This window comes from Kutzneria sp. NPDC052558, from assembly GCF_044547355.1.
Classification (GTDB): domain Bacteria; phylum Actinomycetota; class Actinomycetes; order Mycobacteriales; family Pseudonocardiaceae; genus Kutzneria.
In genome coordinates, this window is record NZ_JBIUAG010000046.1 from 24,513 (window position 1) to 39,982 (window position 15,470).

Annotated in this window: 17 protein-coding genes; 5 read left to right on the plus strand and 12 right to left on the minus strand. The window is 71.1% G+C overall.

Features of this window, described 5'->3' with window-relative positions:
- The first annotated feature begins 218 nt into the window (after window positions 1–218).
- Window positions 219–746: an MFS transporter gene (locus ACIG5F_RS44890; protein ID WP_396526377.1), complete on the plus strand. Its 528-nt coding sequence runs from the start codon at window positions 219–221 to the stop codon at window positions 744–746.
- Here ACIG5F_RS44890 and ACIG5F_RS44895 read toward each other — a convergent pair.
- Window positions 737–3,772, minus strand: coding sequence for a family 78 glycoside hydrolase catalytic domain (locus ACIG5F_RS44895; RefSeq protein ID WP_396526378.1), 3,036 nt, complete (start codon window positions 3,770–3,772; stop codon window positions 737–739). The genes ACIG5F_RS44890 and ACIG5F_RS44895 overlap by 10 nt on opposite strands.
- Window position 3,773: 1 nt before the next feature.
- Window positions 3,774–4,826, minus strand: a complete 1,053-nt coding sequence (locus tag ACIG5F_RS44900; protein WP_396526379.1) for an NAD-dependent epimerase/dehydratase family protein — start codon at window positions 4,824–4,826, stop codon at window positions 3,774–3,776.
- 158 nt (window positions 4,827–4,984) lie between these two features.
- On the opposite strand from ACIG5F_RS44900, the gene ACIG5F_RS44905 reads away from it, so the two are divergent.
- Genes ACIG5F_RS44905 through ACIG5F_RS44915 form a run of 3 tightly spaced genes read left to right on the plus strand, consistent with a single transcriptional unit; the run spans window position 4,985 to window position 7,705 of the window.
- Window positions 4,985–5,953, plus strand: coding sequence for an NAD-dependent epimerase/dehydratase family protein (locus tag ACIG5F_RS44905; RefSeq protein ID WP_396526380.1), 969 nt, complete (start codon window positions 4,985–4,987; stop codon window positions 5,951–5,953).
- Complete coding sequence (locus tag ACIG5F_RS44910) at window positions 5,943–6,680, plus strand: class I SAM-dependent methyltransferase (protein WP_396526381.1); 738 nt, start codon at window positions 5,943–5,945, stop codon at window positions 6,678–6,680. The genes ACIG5F_RS44905 and ACIG5F_RS44910 overlap by 11 nt, the downstream gene beginning before the upstream one ends.
- Window positions 6,681–6,712: 32 nt before the next feature.
- Window positions 6,713–7,705: a methyltransferase gene (locus ACIG5F_RS44915; protein ID WP_396526382.1), complete on the plus strand. Its 993-nt coding sequence runs from the start codon at window positions 6,713–6,715 to the stop codon at window positions 7,703–7,705.
- A gap of 60 nt (window positions 7,706–7,765) precedes the next feature.
- Here the strand turns inward: ACIG5F_RS44915 and ACIG5F_RS44920 are convergent, their stop codons facing one another.
- Genes ACIG5F_RS44920 through ACIG5F_RS44965 form a run of 10 tightly spaced genes read right to left on the minus strand, consistent with a single transcriptional unit; the run spans window position 7,766 to window position 13,602 of the window.
- A complete protein-coding gene (locus tag ACIG5F_RS44920) occupies window positions 7,766–8,071 on the minus strand; it encodes an antibiotic biosynthesis monooxygenase family protein (protein WP_396526383.1) in 306 nt (101 codons plus the stop codon).
- On the minus strand, window positions 8,068–8,388 hold the full coding sequence (locus ACIG5F_RS44925; RefSeq protein WP_396526384.1) for an antibiotic biosynthesis monooxygenase family protein: 321 nt from the start codon (window positions 8,386–8,388) through the stop codon (window positions 8,068–8,070). The genes ACIG5F_RS44920 and ACIG5F_RS44925 overlap by 4 nt, the downstream gene beginning before the upstream one ends.
- Window positions 8,385–9,137, minus strand: coding sequence for an SDR family NAD(P)-dependent oxidoreductase (locus ACIG5F_RS44930; protein WP_396526385.1), 753 nt, complete (start codon window positions 9,135–9,137; stop codon window positions 8,385–8,387). The genes ACIG5F_RS44925 and ACIG5F_RS44930 overlap by 4 nt, the downstream gene beginning before the upstream one ends.
- Before the next feature lie 23 nt (window positions 9,138–9,160).
- Window positions 9,161–9,625, minus strand: a complete 465-nt coding sequence (locus tag ACIG5F_RS44935) for an anthrone oxygenase family protein (RefSeq protein ID WP_396526386.1) — start codon at window positions 9,623–9,625, stop codon at window positions 9,161–9,163.
- 15 nt (window positions 9,626–9,640) lie between these two features.
- Window positions 9,641–10,093 (minus strand): SRPBCC family protein, encoded by a 453-nt coding sequence (locus tag ACIG5F_RS44940; RefSeq protein ID WP_396526387.1) that lies wholly within the window; start codon window positions 10,091–10,093, stop codon window positions 9,641–9,643.
- A complete protein-coding gene (locus ACIG5F_RS44945) occupies window positions 10,077–10,349 on the minus strand; it encodes an acyl carrier protein (protein WP_396526388.1) in 273 nt (90 codons plus the stop codon). The genes ACIG5F_RS44940 and ACIG5F_RS44945 overlap by 17 nt, the downstream gene beginning before the upstream one ends.
- A 1-nt stretch (window position 10,350) precedes the next feature.
- The gene (locus tag ACIG5F_RS44950; protein ID WP_396526389.1) at window positions 10,351–11,580 is read right to left on the minus strand and encodes a beta-ketoacyl synthase N-terminal-like domain-containing protein; all 1,230 of its coding nucleotides are present in this window, start codon (window positions 11,578–11,580) and stop codon (window positions 10,351–10,353) included.
- Window positions 11,581–11,601: 21 nt separating this feature from the next.
- A complete protein-coding gene (locus tag ACIG5F_RS44955; protein ID WP_396526390.1) occupies window positions 11,602–12,855 on the minus strand; it encodes a beta-ketoacyl-[acyl-carrier-protein] synthase family protein in 1,254 nt (417 codons plus the stop codon).
- A gap of 7 nt (window positions 12,856–12,862) precedes the next feature.
- Window positions 12,863–13,282 (minus strand): cupin domain-containing protein, encoded by a 420-nt coding sequence (locus ACIG5F_RS44960; protein ID WP_396526391.1) that lies wholly within the window; start codon window positions 13,280–13,282, stop codon window positions 12,863–12,865.
- Window positions 13,279–13,602 (minus strand): TcmI family type II polyketide cyclase, encoded by a 324-nt coding sequence (locus ACIG5F_RS44965; protein WP_396526392.1) that lies wholly within the window; start codon window positions 13,600–13,602, stop codon window positions 13,279–13,281. Before ACIG5F_RS44965 ends, ACIG5F_RS44960 begins: the two co-directional genes overlap by 4 nt.
- Before the next feature lie 256 nt (window positions 13,603–13,858).
- Between ACIG5F_RS44965 and ACIG5F_RS44970 the strand changes: the two genes are divergently transcribed.
- Window positions 13,859–15,451, plus strand: a complete 1,593-nt coding sequence (locus ACIG5F_RS44970; protein ID WP_396526393.1) for an FAD-dependent monooxygenase — start codon at window positions 13,859–13,861, stop codon at window positions 15,449–15,451.
- Window positions 15,452–15,470: the final 19 nt, after the last annotated feature.

Consider the following 15,470-nt stretch of genomic DNA (forward strand, 5'->3'; position numbering starts at 1 on the left):
GATGAGCGTGGGGGCGGTGTTGGACGAGCGGCTTTCAGCGCTCAGGCCGACCGCCCTTCCTGAGTGGACGGTTACCTTTCAGTACGGTGGACAGTCCCCTTTCAGGCGAACACCGCCCGATACGCCAACCCGCGTCGGTTCAGCCGGGCTACCGTGAAACAGGGGACCCACAGGGCCAGCGAAGGGGGCGCTGGTGGACTACAGGCGCACGATCCTGGGTGAGACTCAGGTTCTCGTCGACGGGGCGCCGGGGCTCCGCGCTGGCCGGCGCCGTCCCGCTCGTGGTCTGGGCCGGGATCAGCGTCGTGACCGCCGTGCTGGCCCGGCACCTGCGCCGATGGATCAGCCCCGACGCGCAACTGGCCATCGGGCTGATCATCATCGGCGCCGGCCTGGCCGCCCTCGGACCGCTGCACGACGGCGACACCCTGGTCCGGCTGCTCCCCGGCTTCGCCGTCGCCGGCGTCGGCACCGGCATGCTCAACGCCGCCCTCGGCGGGCAGGCCGTGGCCACCGTCCCGGCCCACCACGCCAGCATGGGCAGCGGCACCAACAACACCGCCCGCTACCTCGGCTCCGGCCTCGGCGTCGCCGTCGTCACGTCCACTGTGGACCCCACCGCGCTACTGCCGTCGTGGGAGACGCCGGTGATCATCGGCAGCGCCGTGTCCGCGCTGATCGGCATCGCCATCCCCGTCTACCTGCGCGCCACTCGATCGACCCGCGTGTCGACACCTCACAGGTGATACGTGCCCGATCCCAGTTCCCTGGTCGAGCCGTCCGGCAGAGTCACCTCGGCCACGGCGTTGACCGGCACCTCCAGGTCCAGCGCGAACGACGCATCATCGCGCCAGGCGACACGCACCGGTCCACGCACTGTGTCGAGGGAGATCGACGCGGCGGGGGCCGCTCCGAACGCCCGCGGCGCCACTCGGAACCGCGCCCAGCCCGGCTCGAGCACCTCGACCCCGAGCACCCGCTCCACCAGCCATTGCACCGGCGATCCCAGAAAATAGTGGTCGTGCGAGCGGGCCGTCGCTTCCCATTGCTCCCACAGCGTGGTCGCCCCCTGGTCGAACCAGTAGCCGAACGACGGGTAGTCACGCTGGCGGAGCAGGGTGTGGGCGACGTCGGCCCGCCCGTTGTCGCTCAGCGCGTAGGGCAGCGCGGCCGTGCCGGCGCACCCGGTGTTCAGATGGCCACCCCGGTTGGTGATGTCGGCGATCAGGTTGCCGAGCACCGGACCGACGTGATCGACGGGCACCAGCCCGAAGGCGAGTGGCACGGCGTTCGAGGTCTGCCGGTAGCCGACGTCGACCGCGGTGCGGTAGATCCCGGCCGCGGGGTCGAGGAAGGCGGTGTTGAACCTGGTGGTCAGGTCTGCCTCCGTGGCTCGCCAACGCGCCGCCTGATCGGTTTCGCCGAGCGCGTCGGCGACGGCGCTGCCGTCCCGCAGTGCCTTGATGACATACGCGGTGCCGACCAGTTGGCCACCCTCGGGCGGAGTGCTGTGGCCCGGCGACATCCAGTCGGCCAGCGAGTCGTTGGCGAGGCCGTCGCTCAGGTTGGCGACCAGGTAGTCCACGTGCGCCCGCACCGCGTCGAAATGCCGGTCGGGCACCGACAGGTCGCCGTAGGCCAGCCAGTAGCGGCGCACCAGGTGGGGATACAGCCCGGTCCACGTCGGCGTGTAGAACGAGGGTTGCCCGCTGATCGGGGCGACCACCCCGATCAGCCCGTTGGCCTGCTGGGTGAGCCGGATGTCCTCAAGCCACTTGTCGAACAGGCCGGCCAGGCCGTATCCGTAGAGCATGCCCTGGCTGGCGAAGTGGGCGTCCCCGGTCCAGCCCTGCTTGCTGTAGGCGGGCGTGTCCGAGGGAACACTGTGCAGGTTGTTGAGCACGGTGCGGCCGAACGCGTCGCTGATCTGCCGATACGTGGGATCGCCCGGATCGAGCGCCATCGTGCTGGCCACCTGGTTGTGCACCGGTATGGCGACCACGTCCGGTTGAGTGTCCACACCGGACACTTCGAGGTAGCGGAATCCCTTGAAGGTGAACGAGGGCGTCCACTCCTCCTGGCCGCCGCCCCGAGCGGTGTACCGGTCCTGCTGGAACCGGCCGACCATGGAGGGATTGTCGGCGCTGCCCGCGGCGCCGACGAACACCCGGCCGTCGGCGCCGAGCTTCTCGCCGTACTGCGCCTTGATCACGGTCCCAGCCGCCGCGGTCGTCCGCACGGTGGCCCAACCGCTCATGGTGACCCCGAAGTCACAGACCCAGACACCGGCGACCGGGTGGTAGACCTTGACCGGCGCCACGGGTGCGTCCGCTCCGATCACGTCCCCGACTTGAGCCCACAACTGCCCCGACGGGGCGGCGGCCTTGGCCGCGGCCCGCCAACCGGTCGCCGCGAACCCGGCCGAGGTCCACCCCTGCAACGCGGCGGCCCGTTGTGCGTCGTAGGACTCCCCCGCGTACACACCGTCATAGGTGGTTGGGCCCTCGGTCACCTGCCAGTCCGTGCCGGAGCGCACCGTGGCCCGACTGCCGTCGGCGTAGCGGATCTCCAACTGGGCCCGCAGCACCGGTTCGGCCACCCCGGGCGTGAGGTACCAGTCCTTGGCGTCGGGAATTCGGCTGGCGAAGAATCCGCGTCCCAACGCGAATCCGATCGCGTTGCGGCCCGGCCGCAGCTGGCCGGTGACGTCATGGGTGGTGTAGGCGACCCGCTGGCCGTAGCCGGTCCAGCTGGGGCTGAGCACCGCGGCGCTGACGGCCTGGTTGTTGATCCAGCCGAGCGCGTAGCCCAGCCCGACCACGTACAGCCGGGCGCTGACCACCGGCCCGGTCACGTCGAACTCACTACGCAGCAACGGATTCGCCGGCGGTGGCGGCGGCAGGACGGCGAAGGACCGGTCCCCAGCCACCGGTTGCCCATCGGTGAAGGCGGAGCCGCCGGGCACGACGTCGGAAAGGGCGCCGGTCCACAGGAGCTGACCGACCACATCGGACAGTTCGAGGTAGAACACGCCGGCCGGTGCGACGGTGTCGAGATCGACGGTGGGCCGGGCGATGCCGGTGAGCCCGGTGACGGCGCGTTGGCCGAGCACCGCGCCGGCCGGCCCGTCTCGCCGGATCGTCACGGTGCAGCCCGCCGTGGCCGAGGAGACGAACACCAGCGCGGCGGCCGACGCGACCCCGGTCGACGACGTGAAGCTCTGGCCAAGGGTGTGTCCCGGTTGCAGCGGCACGGCCTGCTCGTAGGCGGCCAGGTTCAGCGGCGCCGGCACCGCGATGCCGCTGCCGATCCAGTCGGCGGTCCAGTCCTGTTTGGACAGAAGCGCCGACTCGAACCAGGCGGTGTCGCTCCACGGCCCGACGAGTCCGTTCTCGTCCCAGGCCCGGACCATCCAGTGGTAACGGGTCCTGCTCACCGGCTGCGGCCCCGGCCAGGCCACCGCGGTCTGCGCGGCGGAGGCGACCTGCCCGGTGTCCATCACGTCCGGCCGGCCGGCGGCGAGCAGATCGGGGCTGCTCGCCGCCCATATCTGATACGCGGACTGGCGGCGACCGACACCGTCCGCGGTCAGCCTCCAGCCCAATCGCGGCCGGGCGGCGTCGATGCCCAGCGGATTCACGGTGTGCTCGGTGGTGAGGTCGACGGCCCGCAAGGGGGACGCGCCGTCGGCCGAGGCCACACCGGCCACCGTCGGCAGGATCACCGCGGTCGCGACGCCACCGAGGAACGTTCTGCGGCTCAGCTCGGTCATGTCAGGCTCCGATCCGCATCGCGGCGGTGGCGAACTCACGCATGCCGTCGGCGAACTCGACGCTCGGCCGCCAGTCCAGCTCCTGCCTGATCCGCCGCGGGGAGGCCACGATGTGTCGGACATCGCCGATCCGGTACTCGCCGGTCACGACCGGCGCCGGCGTGCCGGCCGTGGCCGCGATGGCGCTGGCAACGTCCAGAATGGAATGCGGGCTGCCGCTGGCGACATTGAAGGCACGCAGTCCCCTGCCCTCGTAGCGCAGCGCCGCCACGTTCGCCGAGGCGACATCTCGGACGTGCACGAAATCCCGGAGCGACTTGCCGTCCTCGTACACCCGCGCCGGCACACCGTCGGCGACGGCGGTGCGGAACACGCCGGCGACTCCGGAATACGGGCTCTGGTGGGGCATGTGCGGCCCGTACACGTTGTGATAGCGCAGCGCGGCCGCCTGCGCCCCGGTCTCCCGGGCCCAGGCGCCGACCAGATGCTCCTGGGCTAGCTTGGTGGCCGCGTAGACGTTGCGCGGCGGATCGAGGAGATCGTCCTCGTCGACCGGACTCGCGACCACGGCTTCGCCGCACCGGTCGCAGACCGGCTCGAACCGGCCGCTGTCGAGATCGTCCCGGGTGCGCCGGCTCGGGTAGACCCGGCCGTGGGTCGAGCAGTGGTACCGGCTGTCGCCGTAGATCACCACCGAACTGGCCAGCACCAGCCGCGTCATGCCCCGCCGCACCATGGCCGCCAACAGGGTCGCGGTGGCCAGGTCGTTGCAGCCCACGTACTCGACCACATCCCGGATCTCCCGGCCGCGGCCGACCATGGCCGCCTGGTGGCTGACCACGTCGATGCCCCGCAGGGCCTCGTCGACCGTGGCGGCCGAGCGCAGGTCTCCGGCGATGAACTCCACGCCGTCGGGCAGCGCCGGCCGCTGTCCGCTCGGATGCACCGCGGGCAGCAGCGCGTCCAGCACCCGAACCTCGTGCCCCTGCGCCACCAGCGCCTCCACCACGTGACGGCCGATGAAACCGGCGCCACCGGTCACCAACACACGCATACCCACACTCCGCGGTCGTCGCCTCGCATCACGTCGTTGTCGGCGACAGCGTGGGCTCCCTCACTCAGGAGGCGCTCGAAGCCGTGTGGACGGGCAGTCGACCGGCCGCTCATACGTTTCGGCCGGCAATCGTCGGCCAACCTGGACGGTGCACATTGGTGAAGCTGGTACGCGAACAAGCGCGGTCCCTCCAGCGGGTCGCGGTGGTCGGCGCCGCGGGGTTCGTCGGCCGCCGCCTGGCCGCCGCGCTGCTACGGGCCGAGGTCAACACCGCCTGCCTGACCCGTCGGTCCCGGTTCATGCTCGACAACGACGTGGCCCACCCGCTGCACCGGGCCGACATCGTCTTCTACCTCGCCAGCAGCATCAATCCGGCGCTCGGCGAGCGACATCCCGAATGGGCGGCGGCCGACCACGAGCTGTTCAGCACGCTGCTCGAGCGGCTGAGCGGCTTGGACTCGCCGCCGACGGTCGTCCTGACCAGTTCCGGCGGCACCGTGTACTCCCCCTCCTGTCCGGCGCCCTACGCGGAGACCGATCCGTTGCGCCCCAACGGATCCTATGGCGCGGCGAAGCTCGCGCTGGAACATGAACTGCTCAACCACGCCGATCGCCTGCCGGCCGTGGTGCTCAGGCTGTCCAACGTCTACGGGCCCGGCCAGGCCGTGGGCTCCGGGCAGGGTGTGCTGGCCTACTGGCTGGCGGCGGCCGCCCGCCGTGAGCCGCTCACGCTCATCGGAAATCCCGACAACACCAGGGACTACGTCTACGTCGACGACGTCGTGGAGGCGTTGTGCCTGGTGCGGTCGCCGGTCGGCCGGGCGGCCGTGGCCCCCGGTTCGCCGCTGGTGCTCAACATCGGCTCCGGGGTCAGCACGTCGCTGTCCGAACTGGCCCAGGTGGTCCAGGACGTGGCCGACGTGCGGCTGCCGGTGCGGCTGCTGCCCGGCCGGCCCTTCGACCGCGACCACGTCTGGCTCGACGTGCGGCAGGCGGAACGGACCCTCGGCTGGCGGCCGCGCACGTCACTGCTCGACGGGGTGGCCGCGGCCTGGCAGGCCACGCCGTCGCGGCCGCAACGGCTCGCCGAACCCATCTCACTGCGAAAGGCTGACCATGCTAGCTGAGCTGCTCGCCCAATCGGGAAAGTCGATCCTGACCGGCATCCCACCCAACGGCAAGGACTACTGGGCCGCGCGCTTCTGGGACCGGGAGTCGGCCGAGCAGCATCCGCTGCTGCGCGGCGACTTCCTGCGGCAGAAGGAGACCATCGCCAACTTCCTGCGCGATCACGGCGGCGGCGCCGAACGGGTGCTGGAGTTCGCCTGTGGCACCGGGGAGTTCACCGCGCTGGCCGCGGAGCACACCAAGGCCCAGGAGATCACCGCGCTGGACATCTCGGCCGAGGGGCTGCGTCGGGCCGGCGAACGGGTGCGGCACGACAACCTGCGTCTGGTGCAGGGCGACTTCTGGGCCGACAACGGCCTGGGCACCTCGGACCTGGTGATGTGCGTGGACGCGATCCACCACCTCGGCGACGTGACCGAGGTGCTCACCCGGCTCAGGACCTTCGTGCGCCCGGGGGGAACGCTGATCGGCAACCTGTGGACCGCCGACCACTTCCACGAGTTCCAGCGCAAGCGCTACGGCGCGGTCGAGCACCTGCGACGGACCGCGGCCTTCTTCGGCACGGCCGTGATGATCCGGGCGTCCGGCGGCCGGCTCAAGACCGGCGCCTACCGCACCCAGCTGGTGCGCAGCGAGCAGGCCCTGGCCATCCTGCACTCGGTCTTCCCCAAGGTGGTCCAGGTGCGCACCGAGAAGTACTTCATGGGCTTCGTCTGCAAGGTGTGAATCCGGACCTACCGAAAGGAGAGGACTTCCCGATGACCGAAATCACGAGCTCCGCCGACCTCCTCCGTCTCGGCATGTCCTTCAGCACGGCCAAATGCCTGCTCACCGGGGTGCGTGTCGGCCTGTTCGACGCGCTCGCCGACGGCCCGCTGGAGACGGCCGAGGTGCGGGCGGAGCTGGGGCTGCACGAACGCGGCGTACGCGACTTCCTCAGTGTGCTGGTCAACCTCGGCCTGCTGGAACGGGACGGCGACCGCTATCGCAACAGCGCCGTGAGCGACCGCTACCTGGTGCGGAACTCGCCCAGTTACGTCGGCGGTTTCCTGGAGCGGGCCGACCGGATGCTGTATCCGGCGTGGGGTCGACTGGACGAGATGCTGCGCACCGGGCGGCCGACGAGCGAGGCCGACTACCTGGAGATGATCAGCGATCCTGGGCGGCTGCGGCAGTTCCTCGGCATGATGGACGCGCTCACCACGATGCTGGCTCCGGAACTGGCCCAGAGCGTCGACTGGTCCCGGCACCGCTCGGTGCTCGATCTCGGCGGCGCCCGCGGCAACCTGGTCGCCGGCCTGGTCAAGGCGCACCCGCACCTGCGGGGCGGGGTGTTCGACCTGCCGGCGATGGTCGAGCCCTTCGCCGAGCACATGAACCGGCTCGGCCTGGCCGACCGGGTGGACTTCCATCCCGGCGACTTCTTCCGGGACGAGCTGCCCGCATCGGAGGTGATCGTGATCGGGCATGTGCTGCACGACTGGGCGCCGCCGCAGTGCCGGGCCATCATCGGCAAGGCGTACGACGCGCTCAAGCCCGGCGGTGTGCTCGTGGTCTACGACCGCATGATCGACGACGAGCTGACCGACCAGACCAACCTCCTGGTGAGTCTGTCCATGATGCTCACGACCGAAGGCGGTGGCGAGTACACCGCGCGGGAGTACCGAACCTGGCTCGAGGACGCCGGTTTCCGGGTCGGTGCCCCGCGGGCGCTCGGCGAGACCGACACGCTGCTCGTCAGCGTCAAGTAGCGGACGATTTCGGGCCCCTGCGGGAAAATCCCGCAGGGGCCCGATTGTTATGAGCGACAGTCAGTATCTGGCGGTGACTCGGTAGACGCCGAACGGGCTGCCGTGCCTGCGGTCCTGGAACGGCCGCAGCGCCGCGGTGGCGTCTCGGTGGTCGGCCCCCTGCTCCCACTCCTGGAAGGCGGCCAGCCCGGACCATCGGCTGACCACCACGAAGCCGGTGGAGTCGACGGTGGACTGGAGCAACTCGTTGCCGAGCAGGCCGGGCACGCCGGCCAGCCGCCGGCTCACCGTGTGGTAGGCGCCGGTCACCGCGGCCGGGTCGCTGGTGTTCTGGTAGACCAGGACCCTGAGCTCGTCGTCGTTCATGGCCGCCCCTCCCGGCCCGGCATGTGCGTCACCACGTGCATGGTCTGCATGGAACCGCCACTGCGGAACGGATGCAGCTTCCGCCGGTGCGCGAGATGCCCGTCGCTGCGCTCGAACTCACGAAACCGCGGCTCGTCCACCCAGTCGCTGGTGATGTAGTAGACGCCGACCTCGTCGGCGCTGCGAGCCAGCCACTGGCCGAGGTTGGCCGGATGGCCGGTGACCGACTCGCCGACCTCGGCCCACACCCGCTCGAACCCCTCGGCCATGCCCGGCTTGATCTCCATCCGCAGCTGCACCCGGAACACGTCGGTCATGAGATTCCCCCGTCCACGTGAATGGTCGCGCCGGTGACGTACCGGGACAGGTCGCTGGCCAGGAACAGCACGGCCCCCGCCACCTCAGCCGGCGTGCCCAGCCGGCCGAGCGCGGTCTTGCCCCGGTACCGCTGCACCAGGGCGTCCCGCCGGTCGGCGGGCATCTCGTCCAGCGCATCGGTCGCGATCACGCCGAGCGCCAGCACGTTGAACCGGATCTCCCGGTCGCCGAACTCCTTGGCCAGCGAACGGGTCAGTCCGCGCAACGCCGCCTTGGTCGCGGTGTAGTGCGCCCGCAGCGGAATGCCCACCTCGCTGGACTTCGAGCCGATATTGATCACCGAGGAGCCCGGCCCGAGCAGCGGCAGCGCGCCCTGGATCACCAGGTGCGCCGCGGTCAGGTTGGTGTCGACCACCCGATTCCAGTCCTGGATGGACAGTTCGCCGTACGGCACGTGGCTGATCGCACCGGCGTTGTTCACCACCAGGTCCAGCCGGCCGAACCGCTGCCGGCACTCGTCAAGCAGCTCACCAACCTGCTCGGGCCTGGTCAGGTCGGCCAGCAGGACGTGGTGCTGGCCCCCCGTCTCCTTCAGCTCGTGTCGCAGCGACTCCACCGCCGGACTTTCCCGCTGGTAGCAGGTGATCACGTCAACGCCGGCCGCCGCCAACGCGGTCACGATGCCCCGGCCGATGCCGCGGGACCCTCCGGTGACCAGCGCCTTGCGGCCGTGCAGGCCGAGATCCATGGTTGCACTCCAGTCTTTTGTCGTCACAGCACGACTCCGATGGCCGCGCAGTTGGCCGCCAGCGCGAGCGTGGCCAGCACGGTGCGCACGCGGTTCCACCGCCCCCACCCGGGTCGCGGATCCAGGTCGGCGAAGTCCGCCGGCAGCTCCTCCGGGTCCACGGTGCGCACCCACTTGTTCACCGGCACGTTCTTGGTCAGCGACACCACCACCGTGGCAACCGCCAGGACGGCGGCGAGCAGCCACAGTGCCGCCGGCCCGCGGGTGTCGGCCAGGCCGGCGAGCACGCCGTCGCCAACCGCCGTGCCCAACAGGCAGACCGGCATGAAGGGGTCGTAGCGGGTGGAAAAGAAGGCATGCGTGCGCACGTACTGGTCGGCCGGCAGCCCGGCCAGCAGCGGCCAGTTGCCCAACTGCGTGCCGACCAGCACGCCGGCGGCGAGGCCGTTGGCCACCAACACCAGTGGGGCCACCACAGCCAGCAGCATCGAGTTCCCCTCCGGTCAGGCCATGGCCGCGGCCTCGACCCTCTCCTTGATCAGCTTCTGTTGGCCGGCCGAGTTGTGGTTGATCCGGGCCGCCATGTCCTCGGTGGTCACCGGCGCGGTGGGTTTCATCTCGAAGTCCTGCACCCAGCGCATGCGCACGCCCTGCTCGGTCTGCTCGTACTCCCAGAACAGCGACATGTACTTGAACGGCCCGGTTTCCACCCGGTGCGCCCGCACTGTCGCGGCCGTCCGGTCGGCGGTGCGCTCGGAGATCCAGCTCCAACTGCGGCCCTGCTCGTCGGGGTGCATGGTGATCCGGAACAACACCGTGTCGCCGCGCCGTTCGAGCACCTCGGTCGCGGCGTACTCACTGAACAGCCGCGGCCACGACGCGACGTCGTTGGTCATACGCCACACCAGGTCCAGGGGCGCGTCGATCACCACGGAGTTGTCAGTGTGCCCGGACATCGCCGCTCCTCGCCATGGCCAGCTGGGCGTTGATGTACCGGACCGCCACCGCGGGCGTCGGCATGTCCCCCACCGCGTCGTCCGGGATGGCCACGCCGTAACGGCGTTGCACGTGGCCGGTCATGTTCAGCAGGGCCAGCGAGTCGTAGCCCAGCTCGTCGAATCCGGTGTCGGCGGTGCTCGGGTCCAGCGGCGCCGACCCCTCGGCCGCGAGGATCGCCGCCAGCTCGTCGAGGGTGAATTCCTGTGCTGTCACATCATTCTCCTTTCGATCCGCGCCCGAGGACCAGCGCGGCGTTGAAACCTCCGTACCCGCGCGCGAGCACCAGGGCGGTGGTGAGTGGGCGACGCCGGGGGGCGCCGAGCACCAGGTCGATGTCGCAGCCCTCGGCCAGCCTGTTCGGCCCGACCGTGTGCGGTATGACGCCCTCACGCAACGCCAGCAGCGCGGTGACCACGTCCAACGGCGCGCCGCCGCCGTAGAGCCGGCCGGTCAGCGTCTTGGGCACGGTCACCGGCACCGCGCCGGCGCCGAACACCGCGCTGATGGCCCGCGCCTCGGCCAGATCCTCGGCCGGCACCGCGGAGCCGTCGGCGAACACCACGTCCACCTCGGCCGCCGCCACGCCGGCGTCGGCCAGTGCCCGCTCGATGGTCCGGCCCAGCGCGGGCGGACGTCCGCTTTCCGGCGCCGGGTCGAAGCCGGCGGCATAGCCAAGCACGACGCCGAGGTGGTCGACGCCGGCCCGCTCCGGCCGCAACACCAGGATCGCGCCACCCTCGCCGGGCAGGTGGCCCGACGCCTGTTCGTCGAACGGCAGGTACGCCCGCCGAGGATCGTCCACAGTAGACAGACGCCCGGCGGCCAGCTGGGTCACGAACCCGTACGGGCTCAGCGAGGCGTCGGTGCCACCGGTGACCACCAGGCCGGTGCCCGCGCGAACCAGCCGCCGGGCCTGGCCGATGGCGTCGAGCCCGCCGGCCTGCTCGGCGCACAGCACGCCGGTCGGACCGCGCATGCCGTGCCGGATGGAGATCTGGCCGGTGGTGGCCGCGTAGAACCACGCGATCGACTGGTACGCGCCCACCCAGCTGGGGCCCTTGGCGTGCAGGCTCTGCATCTCGCGCTGGCCGAACTCGCAACCGCCGGACGAGCTGGCGGTCACCACGGCCATGTCGTACTCCGGCAGCGCCGCGGGATCCACGCCGGCGTCGGCCAGCGCGTCATCGGTGGCGGCCAGGGCCAGTTGGGTCCACCGATCGGTCTGCGCGGCCACCCGCGCGGGCACCAACTCCTCGATCGGATAGCCGGACACCTCGCCGGCGAAGCGGACCGGATAGCCGGACGGGTCGAACCGGCCGATCCGGTCGATGCCGCTCTTGCCGGCCAGCAACGCCTGCCAGTGCTCGTCGATGGTGACGCCGGTCGGCGCGACCACGCCGACACCGGCGACGACGGCCCGGCAGGCCGACTGCACAGCGCTCATCTGGCGCTCCCCCGTCCCGGCTCACCCCTTGGTGAGCACCATCGCACTCTGGAAACCGCCGAATCCGCTGCCGACGCACAGCACCGCGTCCATCCGGCGCCGCCGCGCGGTCACCGGCACGTAGTCCAGGTCGCACTCGGGATCCCGCTCGGCCAGGTTCGCCGTCGGCGGCACGACCTGCCGGTCCAGCGCCAGCGCGCAGGCGGCCACCTCGATCGAGCCGATCGCCCCGAGCGAGTGGCCGATCATGGACTTGATGGAGCTCACCGGCACCCGGTAGGCATGCGGGCCGAGGCTGCGCTTGAATGCGGCGGTCTCGTGCCGGTCGTTCTGTCTGGTCCCGGAGCCATGGGCGTTGACGTAGTCCACGCCGGTCGGATCCCGTCGGGCCATGGCCAGCGCCGCACCGATCGCCTCGGCCATCTCCCGCCCGTCGGGACGCAGCCCGGTCATGTGGAAAGCGTTGCTGCGGCTGGCGAATCCGCTGACCTCGGCGTATATCCGGGCCCCCCGCCGGCGGGCCGCCGCCTTCTCCTCGAGCACCAGCATGGCCGCCCCTTCGCCGAGCACGAACCCGTCCCGCCGAACGTCGAACGGACGTGAGGCATGCTCGGGGTCGTCGTTGTTGGGTGAAGTCGCCTTGATGGCGTCGAAGCAGGCCAGCGCGATCGGGGACACCGGGGCGTCGGTCGCGCCGGTGACGGCCACCTCAGCCGTGCCCTCCTCGATCAGCCGTGCGGCGTGGCCAATGGCGTCCAGGCCCGAGGTGCAGCCGGTGGAGACCAGCACGACCGGGCCCTCGGCGGCGACATCCCGCGCGACCTCGACGGCGAGCGTGCTGGGGGCCATGAAGCCGTACAGATGGGGCACGCCGTAGCTGTGGTCGACCAGCCACTGCCGCCCGTCATCGGAGAGGACCTCGTACTCCTGCTCAAGCCCCGAGGTGCAGCCGACCGCGCTGCCCAGCGCGACCGAGATCCGCGCCGGATCCACAGTGGACATGTCGAACCCGCTGTCGGCCACCGCCTCGCGCGCGCTGACCACCGCGAACTGGGCCGCCCGGTCCATCCGCCGCACCTGACGCGATGTCAGCCCGGCCGCCACCGGGTCGAAGTCGACCTCGGCGGCGATCCGTGACCGGTGACCGGCCGGGTCGAAGAGGGTGATGGCCCTGGTCGCGGTGCGGCCGGCGACCAGGAGGTCCCAGAACGACTCCCGGTCGGCGCCGCCGGGCGCGACCACGCCTATGCCGGTGATCACGGCCTTGCGTGTCATATGCCGTTCACCCCACCACCGGATTGGGCTGGTCGGGCGCGGGCAGCTCCTCGGTGTCCACGTGCCCCATCTCCGGCCTTGGGGCCAGCGGCGACAGGTGGAAAACCGCGTGCGCCTGGTGATCGCCCACATTGGTCAGGCGGTGCCGCACGCCGATGGGCACCAGCACCGAGTCGCCCGGCCCGAGCGGGACCGGCTCGTCGTCCAGCGTCACCACCAGCTCGCCCCGCACCACGTGCAGGAACTCCTCGGAGTACGGGTGGTAGTGCTCGGCCACGAACTCGCCGGGCGCGAGCCACAACACCCCGCCGAAACCGGAGGTGGCGCCCACGGTGCGCGGGCTCAGCGCGACCCGCAGGTCGCCGCCCCGGCGCCGGTTGGGCTGGATCTGCGCCACCGACACCTTGAGCGTCCGCGCGGCGGTCACCGCGCACTCCAGCTGTAGAAGGACTCCGCCATCGCGTCGCGTGGACCGCGCCAGTCCGGCGAGTACGGCCGGATGAACGGCCGCAGCCCGTCGTCGACCTCTCGCCACAGCGGGTGGGTGCGGGCCAGGTCGACCTGCTCGGCCACCTCCCGGTCGGCCTCGACCAGGTGGAAGTACAAGTCGTGGAAACGAAAGAGGGTGCGCCGGGAGACGCCGATCAGGTGGGGCAGTTCGGTGGCGTCGGAGTGCGCGAAGACATCGGCCACCGAGTCCGCGTTGGCCGCGTCCATCCTGGCCACGATCAAAGTCCGGTGTTCCATCAGGACCCCCTGGGGAAACGAAGGTGGTTCCCCACGGTGAACGCGGCCGGTGGAGGCCGGCTCGAAGCGGCCACCACCGACCGGCCCGCAACCTCCACGGTGGACGCTTCAGGATTCGAGACTTCCTGTCCATGAAAAGTCGGTCGCGGCGAACTGTCAAGAGTCACCCGTGCGTGCCCCGCTCTCGACCGGGTTCCGAGTGCGGACCCGCAGGCTGGCCCGTGGCCACGCTGTCCACCCGAACCGAGGATTCCCGATGACCACTGAGCACGTGCCCGTGCTGATCGCCGGCGGCGGTCCTGTCGGCCTGTCCACCGCGGTGTTCCTGGCCCGTCACGGGGTGCCGGCCCTGCTGGTGGAGCGGCGCGGCGCCACCTCGACGCTGCCCCGCGCGCCGGGACTACAGGCCAGGACCATGGAACTGTTCCGCACGGCCGGAATCGGCGCGGACATCCGGGCGCTGGAGATGGGCGACTCACACCCGTACTTCGAGGGCGGCATCCTGCGGGTCAACACTTTCGCGGAGATCGACGACGCGGTGACGCTGGAGGCCCCGTCGCTGGACGGGCCGGCGGTCAGCCCCGAGCGGGTGATGGGCTGCGGGCAGGACCGGTACGAGCGCGTGCTGGTCGACAAGGCGCGGGAGTTCGGCGCGCGGGTGTGGTTGGACACCGAACTGGTCGGCTTCGAGCAGGACAGCGAGGGCGTCACCGCGGTGGTGGCCAGGGACGGCGTCCGGCACACCGTCCGCGCCGACTACCTGGTCGGCGCGGACGGCGCCCGCAGCGGGATCCGGGAGAGCCTTGGCGTCGGCCGGACCGGCCGCGGCACCGTCTTCCACGCGCTGAGCATCTACTTCCGCGCGCCGGAGTTGGACAGTGTGCTGCGGGGACGCAAGTTCATCCTCTGCTACGCCACCGCGCTGGGCACGATGGTCGGCCTGTCCCGGCTGCACGGCCGCGATCCGTGGCTGGCCGCGCCGATCTACCACCCGGAACGGGGCGAGAGTCCGGCGGACTTCACCGACGAGCGCTGCGTGGAGATCATCCGGGCCGTGTCCGGCCGGCCGGACCTCAACGTGGAGATCACGGCCAAGGTGCCGTGGGAAGGCGCCCAGCGCGTGGCCGAGACGTTCCGCCTCGGCCGGGTTTTCCTGGCCGGCGACGCCGCCCACGTGCACCCGCCGGCCGGCGGTTTCGGGGCGAACACCGGCATTCACGACGCGCACAACCTGGCGTGGAAGCTCGCCGCGGTGCTGACCGGCTGGGCCGCGGACCGACTGCTGGACAGCTACGACGCCGAGCGCCGCCGAGTGGGCGCCGCGATGGCGGAGCAGGCCATGGTGCGCAACCGGATCCGGCATGGCCACGCCACCGACGACGACCGGGCGGCGATGGTGGACGACATCATCATCACCCTTGGCTATCGGTACAGCTCCGCCGCGGTGCCCGGTGGACCGGCACAGGCCGCCGTGCTGCGGCCGGACCTGCGCCTGGACGGCGCGCCCGGAACCCGCGTCCCGCACCTGTGGCTGCGCCGGTATGACGAAGTGATCTCCACCGTCGACCTGTGCTGGTCGGACTTCGTGCTGCTGACCGGAACCCTTGGGCAGGCCTGGGTGGACGCCGCCGAGCGGACCGCGAAGCACCTCTCGGTTCCGTTGCGCGCCCACATGTTCGGCCGCGACCTGGACGCTCCGGACACGGACTGGGCGCAGGCCCTCGGCATCGGACCGGACGGCGCCGTGCTGTTGCGGCCGGACGGCTTCGTGGCTTGGCGCTGCGCGGACGGCGTCGACGACCCCGACTCCATGCTGGCCGACGTGCTCGGTCGCGCGGTCGGCCGCTGACCCGGATCCGGTGAAGGGA